This window comes from Lachnoanaerobaculum gingivalis, assembly GCF_003862475.1.
Taxonomy (GTDB): Bacteria; Bacillota; Clostridia; order Lachnospirales; family Lachnospiraceae; genus Lachnoanaerobaculum; species Lachnoanaerobaculum gingivalis.
The window spans coordinates 269,733-287,637 of record NZ_RRCO01000001.1; the positions used below are offsets into that span (position 1 = coordinate 269,733).

The 17,905-nt window shown below is 37.2% G+C and carries 17 protein-coding genes; all 17 read right to left on the reverse strand.

The window, feature by feature from the left end:
• Positions 1 to 21: 21 nt before the first annotated feature.
• On the reverse strand, positions 22 to 762 hold the full coding sequence (locus EHV10_RS01275) for a 3'-5' exonuclease (protein ID WP_243116034.1): 741 nt from the start codon (positions 760 to 762) through the stop codon (positions 22 to 24).
• Positions 723 to 1,352, reverse strand: coding sequence for an endonuclease III (gene nth / locus EHV10_RS01280; RefSeq protein ID WP_128673067.1), 630 nt, complete (start codon positions 1,350 to 1,352; stop codon positions 723 to 725). Before nth ends, EHV10_RS01275 begins: the two co-directional genes overlap by 40 nt.
• On the reverse strand, positions 1,349 to 1,843 hold the full coding sequence (locus EHV10_RS01285) for a deoxycytidylate deaminase (protein ID WP_007593190.1): 495 nt from the start codon (positions 1,841 to 1,843) through the stop codon (positions 1,349 to 1,351). The genes nth and EHV10_RS01285 overlap by 4 nt, the downstream gene beginning before the upstream one ends.
• Before the next feature lie 7 nt (positions 1,844 to 1,850).
• Positions 1,851 to 2,948 (reverse strand): L-threonylcarbamoyladenylate synthase, encoded by a 1,098-nt coding sequence (locus EHV10_RS01290; protein ID WP_128673068.1) that lies wholly within the window; start codon positions 2,946 to 2,948, stop codon positions 1,851 to 1,853.
• On the reverse strand, positions 2,949 to 3,944 hold the full coding sequence (locus EHV10_RS01295) for a 3'-5' exonuclease (protein WP_243116035.1): 996 nt from the start codon (positions 3,942 to 3,944) through the stop codon (positions 2,949 to 2,951).
• A gap of 53 nt (positions 3,945 to 3,997) precedes the next feature.
• A complete protein-coding gene (yajC, locus tag EHV10_RS01300) occupies positions 3,998 to 4,306 on the reverse strand; it encodes a preprotein translocase subunit YajC (protein ID WP_007593197.1) in 309 nt (102 codons plus the stop codon).
• A 7-nt stretch (positions 4,307 to 4,313) separates the two neighbouring features.
• Positions 4,314 to 5,450, reverse strand: coding sequence for a tRNA guanosine(34) transglycosylase Tgt (tgt, locus tag EHV10_RS01305; protein ID WP_128673070.1), 1,137 nt, complete (start codon positions 5,448 to 5,450; stop codon positions 4,314 to 4,316).
• A 7-nt stretch (positions 5,451 to 5,457) separates the two neighbouring features.
• Complete coding sequence (gene secD, locus EHV10_RS01310) at positions 5,458 to 7,812, reverse strand: protein translocase subunit SecD (RefSeq protein WP_128673071.1); 2,355 nt, start codon at positions 7,810 to 7,812, stop codon at positions 5,458 to 5,460.
• A gap of 14 nt (positions 7,813 to 7,826) precedes the next feature.
• On the reverse strand, positions 7,827 to 9,218 hold the full coding sequence (scfB, locus tag EHV10_RS01315; RefSeq protein WP_128673072.1) for a thioether cross-link-forming SCIFF peptide maturase: 1,392 nt from the start codon (positions 9,216 to 9,218) through the stop codon (positions 7,827 to 7,829).
• A 94-nt stretch (positions 9,219 to 9,312) separates the two neighbouring features.
• Positions 9,313 to 9,459 (reverse strand): six-cysteine ranthipeptide SCIFF, encoded by a 147-nt coding sequence (gene scfA / locus EHV10_RS01320; protein WP_007593215.1) that lies wholly within the window; start codon positions 9,457 to 9,459, stop codon positions 9,313 to 9,315.
• Positions 9,460 to 9,691: 232 nt separating this feature from the next.
• The gene (locus tag EHV10_RS01325; protein WP_207667109.1) at positions 9,692 to 10,162 is read right to left on the reverse strand and encodes a GNAT family N-acetyltransferase; all 471 of its coding nucleotides are present in this window, start codon (positions 10,160 to 10,162) and stop codon (positions 9,692 to 9,694) included.
• 74 nt (positions 10,163 to 10,236) lie between these two features.
• A complete protein-coding gene (locus tag EHV10_RS01330; protein ID WP_207667110.1) occupies positions 10,237 to 10,911 on the reverse strand; it encodes a hypothetical protein in 675 nt (224 codons plus the stop codon).
• A 66-nt stretch (positions 10,912 to 10,977) separates the two neighbouring features.
• Positions 10,978 to 12,156 carry a VWA domain-containing protein gene (locus EHV10_RS01335; RefSeq protein ID WP_128673074.1) on the reverse strand — a complete coding sequence of 393 codons (1,179 nt, stop codon included), beginning with the start codon at positions 12,154 to 12,156 and terminating at the stop codon, positions 10,978 to 10,980.
• A 9-nt stretch (positions 12,157 to 12,165) separates the two neighbouring features.
• Entirely contained in the window at positions 12,166 to 14,394 is a 2,229-nt protein-coding gene (locus EHV10_RS01340; RefSeq protein ID WP_128673075.1) for a DUF5682 family protein, read from the reverse strand.
• Positions 14,395 to 14,403: 9 nt separating this feature from the next.
• A complete protein-coding gene (locus tag EHV10_RS01345; protein WP_128673076.1) occupies positions 14,404 to 15,489 on the reverse strand; it encodes an ATP-binding protein in 1,086 nt (361 codons plus the stop codon).
• Positions 15,490 to 15,501: 12 nt separating this feature from the next.
• Positions 15,502 to 16,335, reverse strand: a complete 834-nt coding sequence (locus EHV10_RS01350; RefSeq protein WP_128673077.1) for a HEAT repeat domain-containing protein — start codon at positions 16,333 to 16,335, stop codon at positions 15,502 to 15,504.
• Between the two features lie 11 nt (positions 16,336 to 16,346).
• Positions 16,347 to 17,888, reverse strand: coding sequence for an SWIM zinc finger family protein (locus EHV10_RS01355; RefSeq protein ID WP_128673078.1), 1,542 nt, complete (start codon positions 17,886 to 17,888; stop codon positions 16,347 to 16,349).
• Positions 17,889 to 17,905: the final 17 nt, after the last annotated feature.

A 17,905-nucleotide genomic window follows, 5' to 3' on the forward strand; every position in this document is an offset into this window, starting at 1 on the left:
GACTTTAATATTTGCGCTTTATCAGGTAAAATACATGCTTCCTGATTTTATTTTATCCATCATCCTTTTAGCTTCGGATTCTGAAAGCAAGTCAATATTTACCTTGCATCCAATTCTATGACAGTTTAGTAATTTCTGCAAGTCCTCTTTTGTTCTTTTTCTGATCGGAACGAATTTTTTTATCTTAACTTTCATAGATTCTGAGCTTATTTCAAGAGTTTTAAAATTTTTTATAATCTCCTGAAATAAAACATGAGTATAGAATGCATCACTGAATGCTCTGTGAGAGTTTTTTCTTTCAATACCGAAATAACTGCATGCATCAGTAAGATTTTTTCTCACATTCTCAGGAAGTACCTTCTTACATAATTTATATGTATCAATACCTCTTTTCTCAAATTCCAAGCCTACTCTGTTTGCTTCTTTCTTTACAAAGCTGTAATCAAAAATTGTGTTATGTCCAAGTAGAACATAGTCTTCACAAAAGTCCACTATATGATTTATAACCTCATATATTCTTTTTGCATTTCTAAGCTCGTTTTCACTTATTTTTGTCAATTCAAGTATTTTGTCATCCACCTGCATATCCGGGTTTATAACACAGGAGAAAGTATCAATTATATGTGAATCTTTCACTTTTAAAAGTCCCACTTCAATTATCTTATCTTTTGACAACCTTATTCCGGTAGTTTCAAGGTCAATAGCTATATAATCGGAAATCATCATACTTTGGCACTCGGACAGTCGTCTCTTAAAAAACAAATATCACATTTTTCTCTTCTTGCAATACATATGGTCCTGCCGAGAGTTATCAAGTCCGTATTCCAGACTATCCAATGATCTTTTGGAAGTATCTCCATAAGTTCAAACTCTATTTTTACCGGATCGTCACTTTCGGTAAACCCTAGTTTTTTTGTAATCCTTTTTACATGTGTATCTACCACTATACTTGGCAGATCAAATATATTTCCTCTGATTACATTTGCAGTCTTTCTGCCCACTCCCGGAAGAGTTAAAAGGTCATCAAGATTGCTTGGCACCTCTCCCCCAAAGTCAGTCAAAAGCTTTCTTGCACAGGCAATCAAATTTTTAGCTTTATTATGATAAAAACCTATGGAATGTATATCTTTCTCCATTTCAGACAAATCTGCATTGGCAAACTTCTCCAGACTGTCATATTTTTTGTACAAATCTCTTGTCACCATATTTACTCTGGCATCGGTACATTGAGCACTGAGTATGGTGGCAAACAGAAGTTGCCACGGAGTATTATACTCCAAATAAATTATTTTTTCCGTACCATATGTTTCATCTAATTTTTTTAAGATTCTTTCAAGTCTTTTATCAATCATACCGTTATCTCTATTTTTCTTCCGCTTGGCTGATATTCATAATATCTTACGCCTGCCGCATTCAACATTCTTTTACTGGCTCTTACAGAAGGACTTGAGGCATATTTATCCTCCTCATATATTATAGTCTTTATACCCGCCTGAATTATTGCCTTTGCACATTCATTACATGGGAATAGAGTCACATATATTTTACTCCCCTCTAAAGAACCTCCTCTGTAGTTTAATATTGCATTCAATTCACTATGTGTGGAATACAGATACTTTGCATTATAAGGATCTGTAAGCTCAAATTCCTTTCCCCATGGAAAATCTTCATCAGAACAGCCTCTCGGAAACCCGTTGTATCCCATAGACAGTATCTTATTATCCTCACTTACTATACAGGCACCTACCTGAGTGTTCGGATCCTTTGACCTTCTTGCACTGAGCTTTGCAACACCTATAAAATACTCATCCCAATTTATATAATCTTCTCTCTTTTCGCTCATAATCCACCTATAAATCTATTATATTAAATCCCGCGGCTTTTTTTAGTCTGTTCATTACCGCTCTTCCGATACCGCTCTCATCAAATGACTCGGATATTATATTCTTTACTCCAAGTTCATCACATTTTCTCAGCACGTCAAAGAGATTATGGGCAATACTGCTCATATCTTTTGAACTTCCAAGGCTTAAAAGCTTCACATTATCTTTTTTATTTTCTTTAATAAATGATAAAAAATCACTTTTATGTTCATCCACAGTAAGTATCGCCATATCAAGTTCCGATTCTATTATCTGTGATTTCAGATAATTTGATACTTCCCGTTCTTTGCCTCTTATTATCTTCATATCAGCCATCGGAGCATAATGCTTATATTTCATTCCCGGCGCCTTAGGAGCCGCTCCTGTTGATAAAAGATGCTCAATTGCGGGGTCTATATTTACATTGCCGCATACTTCCCTAAGCATTTCAAGAGTAATTGCACCGGGCCTTAATAATGTCGGAGTCTGCTCAGTCAAATCCACTATTGTGGACTCCACACCTATTCCGACTTCACCACCATCTATTATCATCTCTATCTTTGAATTCATATCTTCAAATACATGAGAAGCTTTTGTCGGAGAAGGTCTGCCTGAAGTATTTGCACTTGGTGCGGCTATCGGCACTCCCGAAACTTCTATCAATGCCCTTGCAATATCACTCTCAGGAAGCCTTATCGCAACCGTATCAAGACCTCCGCTTGTAGCATCCGGTATAATGCTCTTCTTTTTTAATACCACAGTCATAGGTCCGGGCCAAAACTTATTTGCCAGAGTATAAAATAACTCCGGTATATCATTTGCAATATCTTTTACATCTTCCGTTTTTGAAATATGCACTATCAACGGATTATCGCTCGGTCTGCCCTTTGCCGCATAGATCTTTTTTGCAGCCTCAGGCATCAGAGCATTTGCGCCCAGTCCGTACACCGTTTCTGTCGGAAACGCCACCAGACCTCCGTTTTTTATTATAATTGCGGCCTCTTTAATATCTCCGTCTCTATATAATTCATTAATATCTTTTTTATCTATCTTTTTTACAATAGTTTCTTTTATTTCCTGCTCCAATTATACCTCTTCCGAATCTTTTAAAAACCTTCTTTTGCTCTTAATCAATTTCTTTTGCTTACTCTCTTCGTACTTTTCTCTGATTTCTTCAAAGGTTGCCGTATCTACAACCTTTGTAGTCTTTATTACATAGTATCCGTCATCATTTTTTCTTACTCTTATTTTCCCCTTAACAATACCATGTTCAGGGCAGATTCCTATACAGTAGTAATTTCTCTGATTTGTTGAAAACCATTTTATTTTTTTCTTTAGCATTCTGTTGCATCTGTCACAAATAAGATCTGAATTATGCTTATCCGCTATCGCCTCTTCTTTTGTAGGAAAAAAAGTGGATACAAACTTTGAATATCCCGAAAAATGCAAATATATTTCCTCTTCACTGCTTCTCGGTACACGATAATAGTCGAGTGAATAATATTCACTTACAGGTCCGAAATCCATATTTTGCATTACTTTGGCTGTATATAAGGCATCATCTAAAGCATGATGAAAAGGTCTGTTATTCTCAATATTAAGCATATTTACAGCTCTTTCAAGAGGTATCCTATCCTGTTCTCCGTTAGGATATCTTATATTAAAAAGCTTTTGAATATCATAGTAAAACAAAGGATACTCAAATTTATTTTCCACATTGTAAAATTTCATGTTTCTTTGAAGTTCCACCAAATCGAGATTTCCCCATGTACAAAGTATGGTCTTTTTTCTCTTATTGTCAAGCTCACAAAATTCAAAGAAATCCTTTATAGCTTCTGTAAAAGGAACTCCTTTTTTTTTCAACTCTCCGATACCTATCTGTACCACCTCATGCACTTTAAAATGCATCTTTTTATAAACTGTAGGCTTTATTACTCTATGAAATTCATCGACTTTTTTGAGTTTTGAATCAAGCTTTATGGCTCCTATTTCTATTATTTCAAAGGGAAGATCTTTATTGCTGTATTCTCTGCCGTTAGGACTTTGGTTCCATTCCAAATCCAGCACTATATAACTATCCATATCCACCTTTCCAAAAAAGCACATCCGAAGATGTGCTTTAATTTTGTCTTATTTTATAATGTCATCTTTTCGTTCTTTACAATGGCATCTTTTCTCATCGGAATACGGCAATTTTTATTGTTTCCAAACTCCACTATTACAGTATCATCTGTAATATCAATCAACACACCATAAAATCCTGATGCAGTCTCTACCGTATCGCCAACTTCCAAACTTGCAAAAAGCTCAGCCTGCTTAGCTTTTTCTTTTTTATTAGGTCTATAGGCCATAAAATAAAATATAGCTCCTATAAACACTACATACATTGCAATCGCACCTACTCCAAAACCACCACCTGCATTCGCAGTTGCCAAAATATTCATAGTCCTCCTATTTAGAACCTTCAAGCATAGTTCTTATTTTGTTATTTTTATATTCTGTATATCTATTTTCGCGTATAGCTGTGCGAATCTCACTCATCATTGTATTATAGAAATATAAATTGTGCAATACACAAAGACGCATACCAAGCATTTCATTTGCTTTAAGCAAATGTCTGATATAGCCCCTTGAATATGATCTACAGGCCGGACAGTTACATCCCTCTTCTATAGGTCTTTTATCAAGCTCATATTTCTTGTTGAAAAGGTTCAGCTTTCCACAGTTTGTGTATACATGTCCATGTCTGCCGTTTCTGCTCGGATATACACAGTCAAAGAAATCCACTCCCCTGTCTACCGCTTCAAGAATATTTATAGGGGTACCTACACCCATAAGATATGTAGGCTTATCCTTTGGCAGATGTTCAACCGTTACATCAAGTATATGGTACATCTCCTCATGGCTCTCACCGACAGCCAGACCTCCTATTGCATATCCGTCAAGATTCATCTCGCTTATTGCTTTTGCATGTGAGATTCTGATATCATCAATAATTCCGCCTTGGTTTATACCAAAGAGCAACTGCTCTTTATTTATGGTATCCTCCAATGAATTGAGCCTGTCCATCTCCACCTTACATCTTTGCAGCCATCTGGTAGTACGTGCAACAGATTCCTCTATGTATTTTCTCTCTGCAAGTGCCGGGGGGCATTCATCAAATGCCATTGCTATTGTAGAGCCTAAATTTGATTGTATTTGCATACTCTCTTCAGGTCCCATGAATATCTTTCTTCCGTCAATATGTGAATTGAAAGCTACGCCCTCTTCCTTGATTTTTCTGAGTTTTGCCAGTGAAAACACCTGAAAACCGCCCGAATCTGTCAGTATCGGTCTGTCCCAGTGCATAAACTCATGTAAGCCTCCAAACTCTTTTATAAGCTTGTCACCTGTTCTTACATGCAGATGATAGGTATTTGAGAGTTCAACCTGACAACCTATTTCCTTAAGGTCATCCGTTGAGACAGCACCTTTTATAGCGGCTACAGTGCCGACATTCATAAAAAGCGGTGTCTCTACGGTACCATGCACTGTTTCCATAGTAGCGCTTTTTGCTCTATTGTCCACAGCCTTTATTTCATATTTCATAAAATACCTAAACTACAGCACCATTGCTGTCTTTATTTATTTCAACCTTTTTATCTTTTTTCTTCTTATTCTTAGCTTTTTGTGCCTTCTCATCTTCCTTCTTCTGCTCGAGTTTCTTATCAAATCTGTTGCTGAAGATATACCAGAAGATACTTGATAAGAATACGGAAGAATATGTACCTGCCACGATACCTACCATGATCGGTAATGCGAATTCTCTGATAGAAGAAACTCCCATAATATACAATACAAAGATCATGATAAATGTAGTAAGTGATGAATAAATACTTCTTGTAAGTGTTTCTGTAACACTTGTATTTATAATCTCTTCCTTAGTAGCTCTAGGTAATATTGCCTTATTCTCTCTTATTCTGTCAAATATTACGATAGTAGCATTGATAGAATAACCGACTATTGTAAGGATACATGCAATAAATGTCGATCCTACACTCCAACGAAGCAGTGCATAGAATGTAATAACAATCAATACGTCATGTACAAGTGCAAGCACTGAACTTGTTGCAAATCTGAAGTCTTTAAATCTGAACCAAATATAAAGAAGCATAAGTATTGTAGCAATAACTGTGGCTACAACAGCATCTTTCTTCATCTCGGAACTTACAGCACCTGATATTGACTCTGCTGTAATCTTCTCCGCATCAACACCGAACTTTTGGGCAAGAGCGCTGTTAAGTTTCTCTCTCTCATCCACTGAAAGTGTACGTGTCTTTATGATAACCTCATTTGAACCTTCCACCTTTTGTGTCTGTGTTCCGGCTTCACCTGTTACAGATTCCACTACAGGAACAACCTCTTTTGAAATTCTATCAAGTGAATAGTCCTCATTAAATGTAACATTTGTTGATGTACCGCCCTTGAAGTCTATACCGTAGTTAAATAAATTACCGATTTTTACCTTATTGTAACCTGCGCCTACAACGCCTGCCAATATAATAATCACCGATATGGCAATTGTTATATTCTTCATTCCGACAAAATTGATAGGCTTTCTTGCAAGCTTTTTACCATATAATTTAGGATTATCAAGCCCTATATTATAGAAAGCCTTCATAATAAATCTTGTAACGAATAATGCTGTAAACATTGACAGTATAATACCGAGTGCCAACGTCTGTGCAAATCCCTTTACAGTACCTGAACCTCTAAGATAGAGTACAGCTGCTGCTATAAGTGTAGTAACATTTCCGTCAACAATAGCTGACAAAGCTTTCTTAAATCCTGTATTAATAGATTCATTTACACTCTTACCAAGTCCGATTTCTTCCTTGATTCTGGTAAAGATAATAACATTTGCATCCACCGCCATACCGATTGAAAGTATGATACCTGCAATACCCGGCAAAGTCAGTGTAATTTCAAATGCTGACAAGAGTAAAATCTCAAGTATAATATATAATGAAAGTGCAAGTACCGATGCAAATCCCGGAAGTAAGAAAACCGCTATCATAAATACCGCAAGGATAACAAATCCTACCGCAGCAGCCTTCATACTTGTAGATATAGCTTCCTGTCCAAGCTTTGCTCCTACCACATTACTTCTAAGCTCTTCAAGTTCAAGTGAAAGTGAACCTATACGTATAGTAGAAGCAAGATTCTTTGCTTCATCGTATGAAGTCATACCTGTAATCTGTGCTGTTCCGCCTGTTATAGCAGTCTGAACTGTAGGATTTGAATAAATTACATTGTCATATATAATAGCAATTCTCTGTCCGATAAGTCTTGCAGTAGCCTCTGCAAAAGCCTTTGAACCCTCATCTGTAAATGTAAGTGATACAACGTACTCACTGTTACCGTTATTGTCAATAATTCCGGCTTTAGCTGTTGCCACCTGATCACCTGTAAGTACTGTATTACCCTGTGGATCTACAAAGATCAAAGAACCCGGCTTTCCAAGTTCGTTAAGTATTGCATTTGCATCAGATACACCCGGGATATCAATATTAATTCTATTGTCACCCTCTCTGTAAACTTCCGCCTCTGTTGAGTAATTCTGTACTCTCTGCTGCAACTTATAGATAGTGTCCGCCATATCCTCATCTGACGGGTTCGGCTCAACTGTTTGGTAAGTAATACTTACACCACCTGCCAAATCAAGTCCAAGTTTTATTTTACCTGTACTGAACTTGGAAGTTTTACCTTTTTCATCAGCCACATCACTGTCTGTTGCCACATCTTCAGTCGCTTCACCGCTCTCATTTGATATAGTAGTCTCACTTGTTGCTACAGCAGCGGTATTACCCTTACCTGCCGATAAAACATTGTAAGCAAGAAAACCGAAAAATACCAAAACCACAACTGTGATAAACAGAGAGGCTAAGCCCTTTTGCTTATTGTCCTTCATTATCTTCTCCTATTTTACCCAGCTAACGCTGCTTTTATCATTATTGCACACTCAATTCTCTTTTTTTGAAGTTCGCAACCGATATCATAAGTATCTGTAATAGAGCCGTGGAAGCTATAAGAATTAGCCGCACATCCTCCACTACAATAAAATCTTGCATAGCAATCCTTACACTTTGGCTTAGCATAAACATTGCACAGCTTAAACTCATTACTGATGTCTTTTCTCTTTAACCCGTCAAATACATTTCCAAGCAAGAACTCATCTTTTCCGACAAATTGATGGCATGGATAGAGATCACCCCAAGGTGTAACCGCCAAGTATTCCGTTCCCGAACCACATCCTGAAAGTCTCTTTGCAACACATGGTCCCTGAGTTAAATCTATATTGAAGTGGAAGAAATTAAATCCTCTTCCTTCCTTCTTCCTCTTGATATACTCTACCGCCAGCTTATCATATTCTTCCATGATCTTTGGAATATCTTCTTTTTTTATAGCATAAGCCTCACCGTCTTCACCTACTACCGGCTCCATACTTGTCTGCTTAAATCCGAGGTCTGCAAAATGCAGTACATCCTTTGAAAATTCCAGATTATTTCTTGTAAAAGTACCTCTGATATAGTAATCCTTTGTGCCTCTTGATTCAGCAAATTTCACAAACTTAGGAACTATAACATCATAACTGCCTTTGCCTCCTCTTGTAGGACGCATAGCATCATTAACTTCTTTTCTACCGTCAAGACTTAGTACCACATTTGACATCTCCTGATTGCAAAATTCCATAATTTCGTCATTCAAAAGCATTCCGTTTGTAGTAATTGTAAATCTGAATTTCTTATTATTGGCTTCTTCCAGGCTTCTACCATATTTTACAAGGTCTTTTACCACCTGCCAGTTCATAAGCGGCTCTCCGCCAAAGAAGTCAACTTCCAAATTTCTTCTGTTGCCGGAATTGGCCACAAGGAAATCAAGTGCTCTCTTTCCGACATCATAGCTCATAAGAGCTCTTCTGCCGTGGTACTCTCCCTCTTCGGCAAAGCAGTACTTACATGCAAGATTACAATCGTGAGCAATATGAAGACAGAGCGCCTTTACAACCGTTTCTCTCTCTTTAAAATCATTGATGTAGAGCTCATAGGTATCCTTTGTATAAAGCTCCTCTGCATTAATAAGCTCCTGTATATCGGAAATTGCCTCATCTATTTCCTCATCACTGTACTTATTCTTCAGACCTGATTTAATATCAGTTTTTATCTCTTCACTTAATGTTATCGGAGCATCAATCTCTCCTATCAGCTTTTCACCAAGTTCCATTGCATCATACATAAGCTCATCAACTACATGAACAGAACCTGAATTGACATCTAAAACTATATTGTATCCGTTATTCTTATATTGGTGTAACAAATTATTCCTCTTTCTATCATGAAGCAAATTTTACAACATGAAAAGCCCCCTTAACAGTCTATGACCGCGAAGGGGGGTTTTTGATACAAGCGTCTTATCTGTTAGGATTCTCACAACCCTGGTTTCCAACTGTGCAAGATGTCTTGCAAGCTGACTGACAAGAAGTTTGGCACTCGCCACAACCACCACGCTTTAAGCTCTCTTTAAGAGTTTTCTCATTTAAAGTAACAACATGCTTCATATACATTCTCCTTCTATGTCGTACTACGACAACAAGCTTTATGCTAACTCATTTTAGCATAAGTAAATATCTTTTTCAATAAATATATTTTTTGAACACCTCAACTTAAATATATTTTTGAACACCTCAACTAAAATCTTATTAAATATACGGAACTAAAATATATAAAAACAGACCGCTGCACTAATTGTACCGGTCTGTTTAGCTTAACACACTATATCAATTATATCTTTTACAATTCCGCCATTCTCTTTAATGTATCCCCTGTAATCCTATATGTCGTCCAGTCTGACATGGGTTCGGCACCCAGAGACAGATAAAAATCAATACTTGGCTTGTTCCAGTCAAGGCACCACCACTCAAGTCTGCCACAGCCTCTCTCCACTGCAATAGCTGCAAGTCTCTTTAGTAATGCCTTTCCATAACCTCTTTTTCTATACTCAGGCAGTACAAAAAGATCCTCCAGATATATTCCTGCCCTTCCAAGAAAGGTTGAAAAGTTATGAAAGAAAAGAGCAAATCCCACTTCTTTCTCATTTTCCATTACAAAAATAACCTCCGCCTTTTGCTTATCAAAAATCCATTCTTCCAATATCTTCTCATCAGCTACCACTTCATCAAGCATTTTCTCATAAAGAGCAAGTTCCTTTATAAAATAAAGTATTAAAGCAGTATCTTCTCTTTTTGCAAATCTAAAATCCATATTTCCCCTTATAAAATATTTATTTAAAAAGTTCCTACAACAGACTCAGCTGTCCCATAAATAATACTCAATTATTAATTTCTTTCATTCTCCAAAGACATATCAATATCATATATATCATCAATCATAGCCCCGCTGTCTGTTTTTGTAATATATACCATTGAAAGACTTGTTAAAGGCTCTACTGAGGTAATTGTTATCTTTGTGAGTACAGCATATGAATTATCCTTATAACCGATATATGCAATAGGCTTATATTCCGCACCGGTCAAACCGTCAAGTGCTTTATCAAATGCAGCCTTAACATCAGAATTTTCGTTCATAAAAGGATTTATATCATTGTACTCCCAGCCTTCCTTGCCTTCTAAAAGGCTAAGACTTCCTGTAATCTCGGCATTTCCGTCTAAATCTTCGTATACATTTACAATCACATACTCAGGTTTGGCATCAGGTACTACCATTTCCGCTCTGCAAAGATAGGAATAATTTGTTCCTGCTACAATCTGTGATCCAAGTACTGCCATCACAGTATATGTATAGCCTACCAAGCCTTCCGTTGCTTTATCAAAAGCTGCCATAGCATTTATATTTTCACCCGGTTCTGTTTTTGAATTTATTGCCCAGGCTCCTACCACAGGTGCAGACTCTTTTGTTTCTTCAGCTTCTTTAGTCTCAGCAGACTCCTGTGACTCTATAATTGTCTGTGTTTCTGTCGCATCTGTGTAATTTTTTCTTCCTCTGCATCCCATAGTGTAACAGTAAATAATTTTCTCATTTTTTCTCCTAAAATAAAACTTTTCTTTGATTATCGCTCTTTATTTCCCGGCTCCCATATTACTGTTTGCAAACTCACTAAGGTCCTCATTTTTCATTGCTTTTTCAAGTAGTCTTGGTAACATCTGAGGTGCTGCCGCAAAACAAGGAATTCCCTGAGCGGCAATTTTCCCTGCCATGTTCGCATCATAAAAAGGCTTTCCGTCATCTGATATTGCAAGCAAACAGATCACAATTACACCGTCTTCCTTCATCTGAGTCAGTCTTCTAAGAAGTCCTGCACGATTTCCACCCTCTTCAAGATCTGAAATCAAAAAGAAAATAGTCTTTTTAGGATTCTCTATATATTTACTGCAGTATTTTATGGATTTTTCAATATCTGTTCCTCCACCCAGAGTAAATCCAAAAAGCAAATCAATAGGGTCCTCACATTTCTCACTCAGATCCACTATATTGGTATCAAAAGCCACTACCCTTGTCTTTATAGCACTCATACTTGCCAGTATACAGCTCATTATAGATGAATATATTACCGACTCTCCCATAGAACCGCTCTGGTCAATATCTAAAATTACAGTATATTTATTGGCGGCAGTTGTAGCACTTCTTTCAAAGAAATAATACTTTTGTGGAATAATCTTCTTCAGCTTTACATTATAATCTTTGATACCCTTCCTTATTGTAGTTTGAAAGTCAAGTGCAGATGCTGACGGTATAGGTGAATGCAGCTTCCTGTTAATACTTGCAGTAACCGCTCTTTTTAAATCCGTTTCAAGCAAAGCATTTATCTGTTCCACTATTTTTCTGATAAATTCTCTTGCACTTTCCTTACTCTGTTTCGGTATCTGATCTTTTAGAGTAAGTATCATACTTGCCATTTGCATATCAGGTTCTATATTGTTTAAAAGCTCAGGCTCAAATATAAGCTGTTTTAATCCACATCTTTCCATAGCATCAGCCTGAATGATCTTTACAAGGTCCTTATCAAAAAGTGTTCTCACATCTCCAAGCCATCTGCTTATCTGTGGACTTGAAGCACCTTTTCCGGCTCCTCCTCCGAAGCTGAATTTCATATCCCTATTATAGATAGCATCCAGAGCCATATCCATCATAAGATCTTCCTGACTGAGGGCATTGCCGCCATCCATACCTTCAATTCTTTTTTCAGCCTCAGACCCAAGTATCAGCCTCCAACGCCTCAGTCTGTCCTTTGTATCCATTTATATCTCCTAAAAGTCTCCAAAATCAAAGTCTTCAAGTATCTCGGTATCCACTTCCTTTATCTCAGAGTTGACTATTTCGCTTACCGCCTGTGCATTGAGTCCCCATATTTCACCGAGATTCTCCGCAATCATATCCTTTTCCTTTGCACTGTATTCTACAAAGGCTCTTCTTAAAAATACCGCTGAACGTCTAAATTCCTCTTCATCCAGAGTATCCAAATATTCACTAAGACTCTCCCAGAGTGTAAGCCTTCCTATAAGAGCATAATGATTTCTCATAGACAATCCTGCAAACCAATTTGCACCAAGCTCTGCCGGCATGCCCATAGAAAGTCTTCTTGAAACCTCCATTCTAAGAGTAGGTTCATCTATCTTACCTGCATCCAGAAGTATTGCTGTGGCAAGTCCTGATATTTTTGTATTCAAATCATCTCTGTTTGAAAGTTCTATAAGCTTATCAAGCCAAAAACTCTCATCCAAAAATTCCTGCATCATAAAAACACTATGTATTTTTTGAATATCCTCTGCTAATGTGGCTGCAGCTATATCATCACATGCCGATTCTCCAACTAACATAAGTGAAGCTCTGATACAAAGTCTTTTTACAATAGGCTCTAAAGGTTTTCTATCCAGTTTTCTGATATCTCCAAATGAGATCATATTTGAAAGTTTACTTACGGTATCTGCTATATCATTCATTGATATAGCACCATTTGCCATTTCATCAAGACTTCTTCCTGCACCCTCTACTATTTTTGGCAATCCACAGTTAAATGCTGCTTCTATAACTTTTGCTATTTCTGATATCTTTGTAGCCTCAGAAAGCTTCTCACCCAAAACAAATGCTACAGCATCTAAGATAGTATCTCCCTTTAATACACTTTCCACTATCTGTATTTCAGCTTCGGGTGTCCATTGCAGTATCCAGTTCTCTGCCCATGTTGCATTATCCTGATTGCTTTTTTTGATCTTAGCAAAATCAATTCCAAGTACAACAAGTCTATAGAGGAAAAAAGATCTGTTCAAATCAAGAAAAGCACTTTCTTCTGACTTTACCCTTAAGTTTTCTCTTAAATCAAGCTGCAATGGGGTTGCTACAAGTTCTTTATACTTTTCAAGTTTTAACTGTTTAAGTTTATTAGTGAAATCACTCTGTATAGACGTCTGCATAGCATCCTGAGGAACACTGCCTATTTTTTTGCCTATATCGGTTTCAGCAAATCCCATTGCCAGCTCTCCGAAGCTTCCACTACCCATACAGGTAATGCTCGCATCCTTCAAATCCTCAAGTGTAGGAATGGAGCCACCACGTATAATGGCAAGTTCTCTTGCCAGCCTTGTTGCCTCTATTACCTGTGCTGATGAAACTATACCGCCATGTTCTCTCATATACTTTGCCAAGCTACTCAGATACTGTCTTTCATGTAAAGTAATATCATTAATTACAAATCCCTGCCAAAGCAGTTCATAGTAGGCCGGTGCAGCATTTCCGGCACCATAACCTGTTCTTTTACTGAGTCTGTAGTATGAATATGGCATCAAGGTGATATTGGATTCTCTCCTTTCTAATCCCTTATATTCCTTATCAGTCATTGCTCCGTCAAGTTTTTCAATAGCTGATGTATGAAAAGCACCTGTTATGGCCACTATCTTTTCCGTATCAAAACCCTTTGCTATATATTCCTTTATCTTCCTTTTCATAAAGCTTTCACGAATTATATCTCTTGCAAAAGATTTGTCATCCGGTTTTGTATCTTTTCTAAGGCTTTCACCAAACAAAGCACTTCCGGCTCTGTAGGCATCCATATTCTCACTCTGCTCTAAGTTTCTCTCCCAAAAGCCTTCCATATCCACATCAGATTTATTTTTTTCAGGTTCTTTAGAAATCCTCTCTTCATCTTTGGTATCATCATCTGTTCTTTCAAATCCAAGCATTATATCAGATTCCAAATCAAAAAATCGGCATTCCTTATTATTTTCTCTTGCCCAAAGAATGGCCTGATACTCAGGTGAATATTCTGCAAAAGGATAGAGTATTGTATCAATAGGCGCTTCCTTTGTATATGCCATAATCGCAAATGGTGGAACAAGTTTTTTTGAGACAATATCATCTATCAAAAAATCAAAATCTGCCGGTCCCTCTATAAGAACCAAATCAGGCTTTATTTCATTTAAGAATTCTCTTATAAAATAAGCTCCTGCAGGTGAAAAATGTCTAATTCCAAAAGTTTTCATGGCTGCCTCCTAGCCATTGAGCATCCTACACTCATTGTAGAGTCCGATCCACTCTTTTCCACGCTTTTTCATTATATTTTCAAGGTACTCTTCCCAAACTTTTGAGTCCTTAGAATCCTCTTTTACTATTGCACCCTGAAGTCCTGCTGCCAGATCGGCATCACTTATCTCTCCGTTTCCAAAGCTTCCTGCCAAAGACATACTGTTTGTAAGTAAAGATATAGCCTCTGCTGTAGAAAGTACATTTGCTGTAGATTTTATCTTTTGCTTTCCGTCTAAGGTCTCACCATGTCTAAGCTCTCTAAATATTGTACAAACCTTCTTTATTACCTCAGCCTCAGGCACCTTTGAAAGCAATGCCATACCCTCTGAAAGCTTCTCGATTCTGGTCTTTACTATATCCATCTCCTCTTCAAGAGTATTAGGACTTGGAAGCACCACTATATTAAATCTTCTCTTTAGAGCCGCACTCATATCATTTACACCACGGTCTCTGGTATTGGCTGTGGCTATTATAGAAAATCCCTTTTTAGCCGCACTCTCTTTAGAAAGTTCCGGAATGGAAATTCTTTTTTCTGAAAGAATAGAAATCAAAGCATCCTGCACTTCTGAAGCACAACGTGAAATCTCCTCAAATCTTGCTATCTTGCCCTCTTCCATAGCCTCAAAAATAGGACTTTTTATTATAGCCTTATCACTTGGACCTTCTGCAATAAGCATTGCATAATTCCATGAGTATCTTATCTGCTCCTCTGTAGTTCCGGCAGTTCCCTGTATAACACAGGTAGAGTTACCGTTTATAGCCGCACAAAGATGTTCTGAAAGCCACGACTTTGCAGTACCGGGCTCACCTATCAAAAGAAGTGCTCTGTCTGTTACCAAAGTAGCTATGGCAATCTCAACTATTCTTTTATTTCCTATATACTTAGGCATTATCTCCACACCATTGCACTCACCACCCATAATATAAGTAAGTACAGACTTTGGTGACATCTTCCATCCCGTAGGAATAGGATTCTTTTCAGCTGCAATAAGTGCATCTATTTCTTTTTGGAACATGACCTCCGCAGGGAGTCTTTGTAATTCTTCGCTCATATCTATCACCTTTTATTTTTTCTTCACTTCTACAGTTTTCAGAAATTCAACTGCCTTCGGATTCTTAAATGTCTTTAGAGTTTCTATCGCATCATTCTTGCTTGCCTTATCAGCTGTTGTTGCAAGTTCTATCAAAAAGTCTATATTATCTTCACTATACTTCAAAGAACGTATAGCCCTTTTTCTTATATCCTTCCTTGTCTCAGTATTTATAAGAGATAAGTACAAATCATTCTCTTTTTCTTTCGCAAGGTCTGAGATAATATCAAGTCTTAGATACATTTCACTCTTTCCCATAGGGTCAAAGCCCTTTTTTAAAGGCTCTATCATCATCTTGCCATATTCCATAATCCATCTTCCGATCATAAATGAGATCTCGCTGTATCCGTCACCCAATCCGTCAATAAACTTTGGCAATATTCTGTAGTCTAAGAAGATATCAGGGTTTTCTTTTCTGGCTTCCACCAATACATCCCATCTGCCGCTTCCCGTTGTAGTAAGTGCAGTTATAATAGGCTCAAGCATCTTATAAGAATAATTGCCATTTACCCTTCCGCAGCTTTTTTCAATATCAGAAAGCTCTACATTTTCGTATATACCTGCCTGAGTTTCAAGTACCGCATCCACCAGTGCAAGAAGATCAAGTGTCTTCTCACCCGGATCATCACATACAAACAGCTCCTCTGCCTGCTTTTTTATCTGAGCAAATACCGGTGCAAGCTTTGATAAAGATTCCATATCATCTACGCACTTTTTTAGTCTGAAGTCTTCTTTTATAAGAGAGCTACCTGTTATTATGCTGTTTCTTAATTGTGCCTGTAATTTATATAAAATATCCAAATTCATAATAACCTCCCTTAATATGCCAATCTTAGTATTTTATCATCTGTGATAATACTTCTTGGTTCTATACATATCTGCTTCAATCTTGAGTCATAATGCGCCAATCCGAACAGTACCTGGTTTTTAAGATAGTCTACATTTGGAAGTCCAAACATTGAACTCATAGCTGTTTTGTCCTTTGCCATAGCCCTTAGTAAGATCTGCTTTCCTTCTTTATCCTCTACCACAACATCACTACCGTTTGTACCTATCTTTGCAAACTCAAAAAGCACTCCGTAGGCATTATCTGATAAAGTAGCTTTCAATACATTTTTAGCCGGCTTTAAAAACTCCGATATATTCTTTTTTGCAAAACTTCTTATCTTTTTGATATCAGATATATCTAAATCCTCATCTCTGCTGCTTTCATAGCGAATTCTTCTGTTTTCTCCTTCATTAGCAGGATAGAAATAAAGCTTTTCAACAAACTTTTTACCAAAAAAGCTGTCATCTCTTTGAATATACTTTTTAGCCTTTAGAGGACAGTAATTGGCTGTATAATTTATCTCTCCGTTATCAAGATCTATCCAATATCCCTTATCCGTATATTCCGCTTTTACATCATCAAACTCTGATATAAAGCTTAACTCAACCAGTGATACATTATCCTTTTTAAGACCTATTTCTCCAAGTTCCTCAAGCTTCCAGATACCTCCAAGTGCCTCATAAAGTACATTATCATCAGCATCCGTAGTATCACTTTCAAGTTTTTTATTAAGATAATCTCTTGCTCTCTTCTCGATATACCTAAGCTTTGTCAGCTCCTTGACTGTCAAAGATAATAAATACTCTTCAGCATAGTCATTTTGATAATCATTTTTTAACTCATCTATATAACTCTTAGGATAATTATTTATTATTTCTTCTATAAACTCTTCATTCTTTATAGTTCTTAAAGATTTCAAAAACCTCTTAAATATTATCTGTACTCCCGGCAAATAGTAATCTCCAAGCTGTTTTGCCAGTTCATCATACTTTTTATCAAACGCCTTATCTGCACAAGCTGCTACACCTGAACTTGTTATTTGATCCATAACATCTTTTAACATATCCAAGCCCTCAATCTGCTTCTTTATCTTCTTTGTTTTAGCCGCCTTTGAAGCTGCACTTGTCTTCTTTGGCTTGTCAGGATTTTGTTCCTTTTCAATTTCCTTCTCAGCCTTTTTCTTTTCTCTTGCCTCTATCTTTTCTCTCTTATCCAAGATATCCTGAGGAATCTCAGCCGTTTCAAAGCTCTTGCCCTCTTTCATATCAAACATCAAGCCTATAGCATGTTTACATGGAAACTGTCTGCTTGGGCAGGAGCATCTGAACACCGGTTCACCCTCTTTTTCAAAGTCTATGGAAACATTATAATTACTCTTTCCACTACCTTTACACTCACCAAAATAGAGGCTGTCATCAGCCGACTTCATTCTTTTTACAAAACTGTTTCCGGATGACAGCTTTCTGCCGTTTGAAACCGCATTCGCATTAGGTGCTATAGAAACTATAGCCTGTTCGTCAAAAGTTCTCATATTTGATCCTTTCAGAT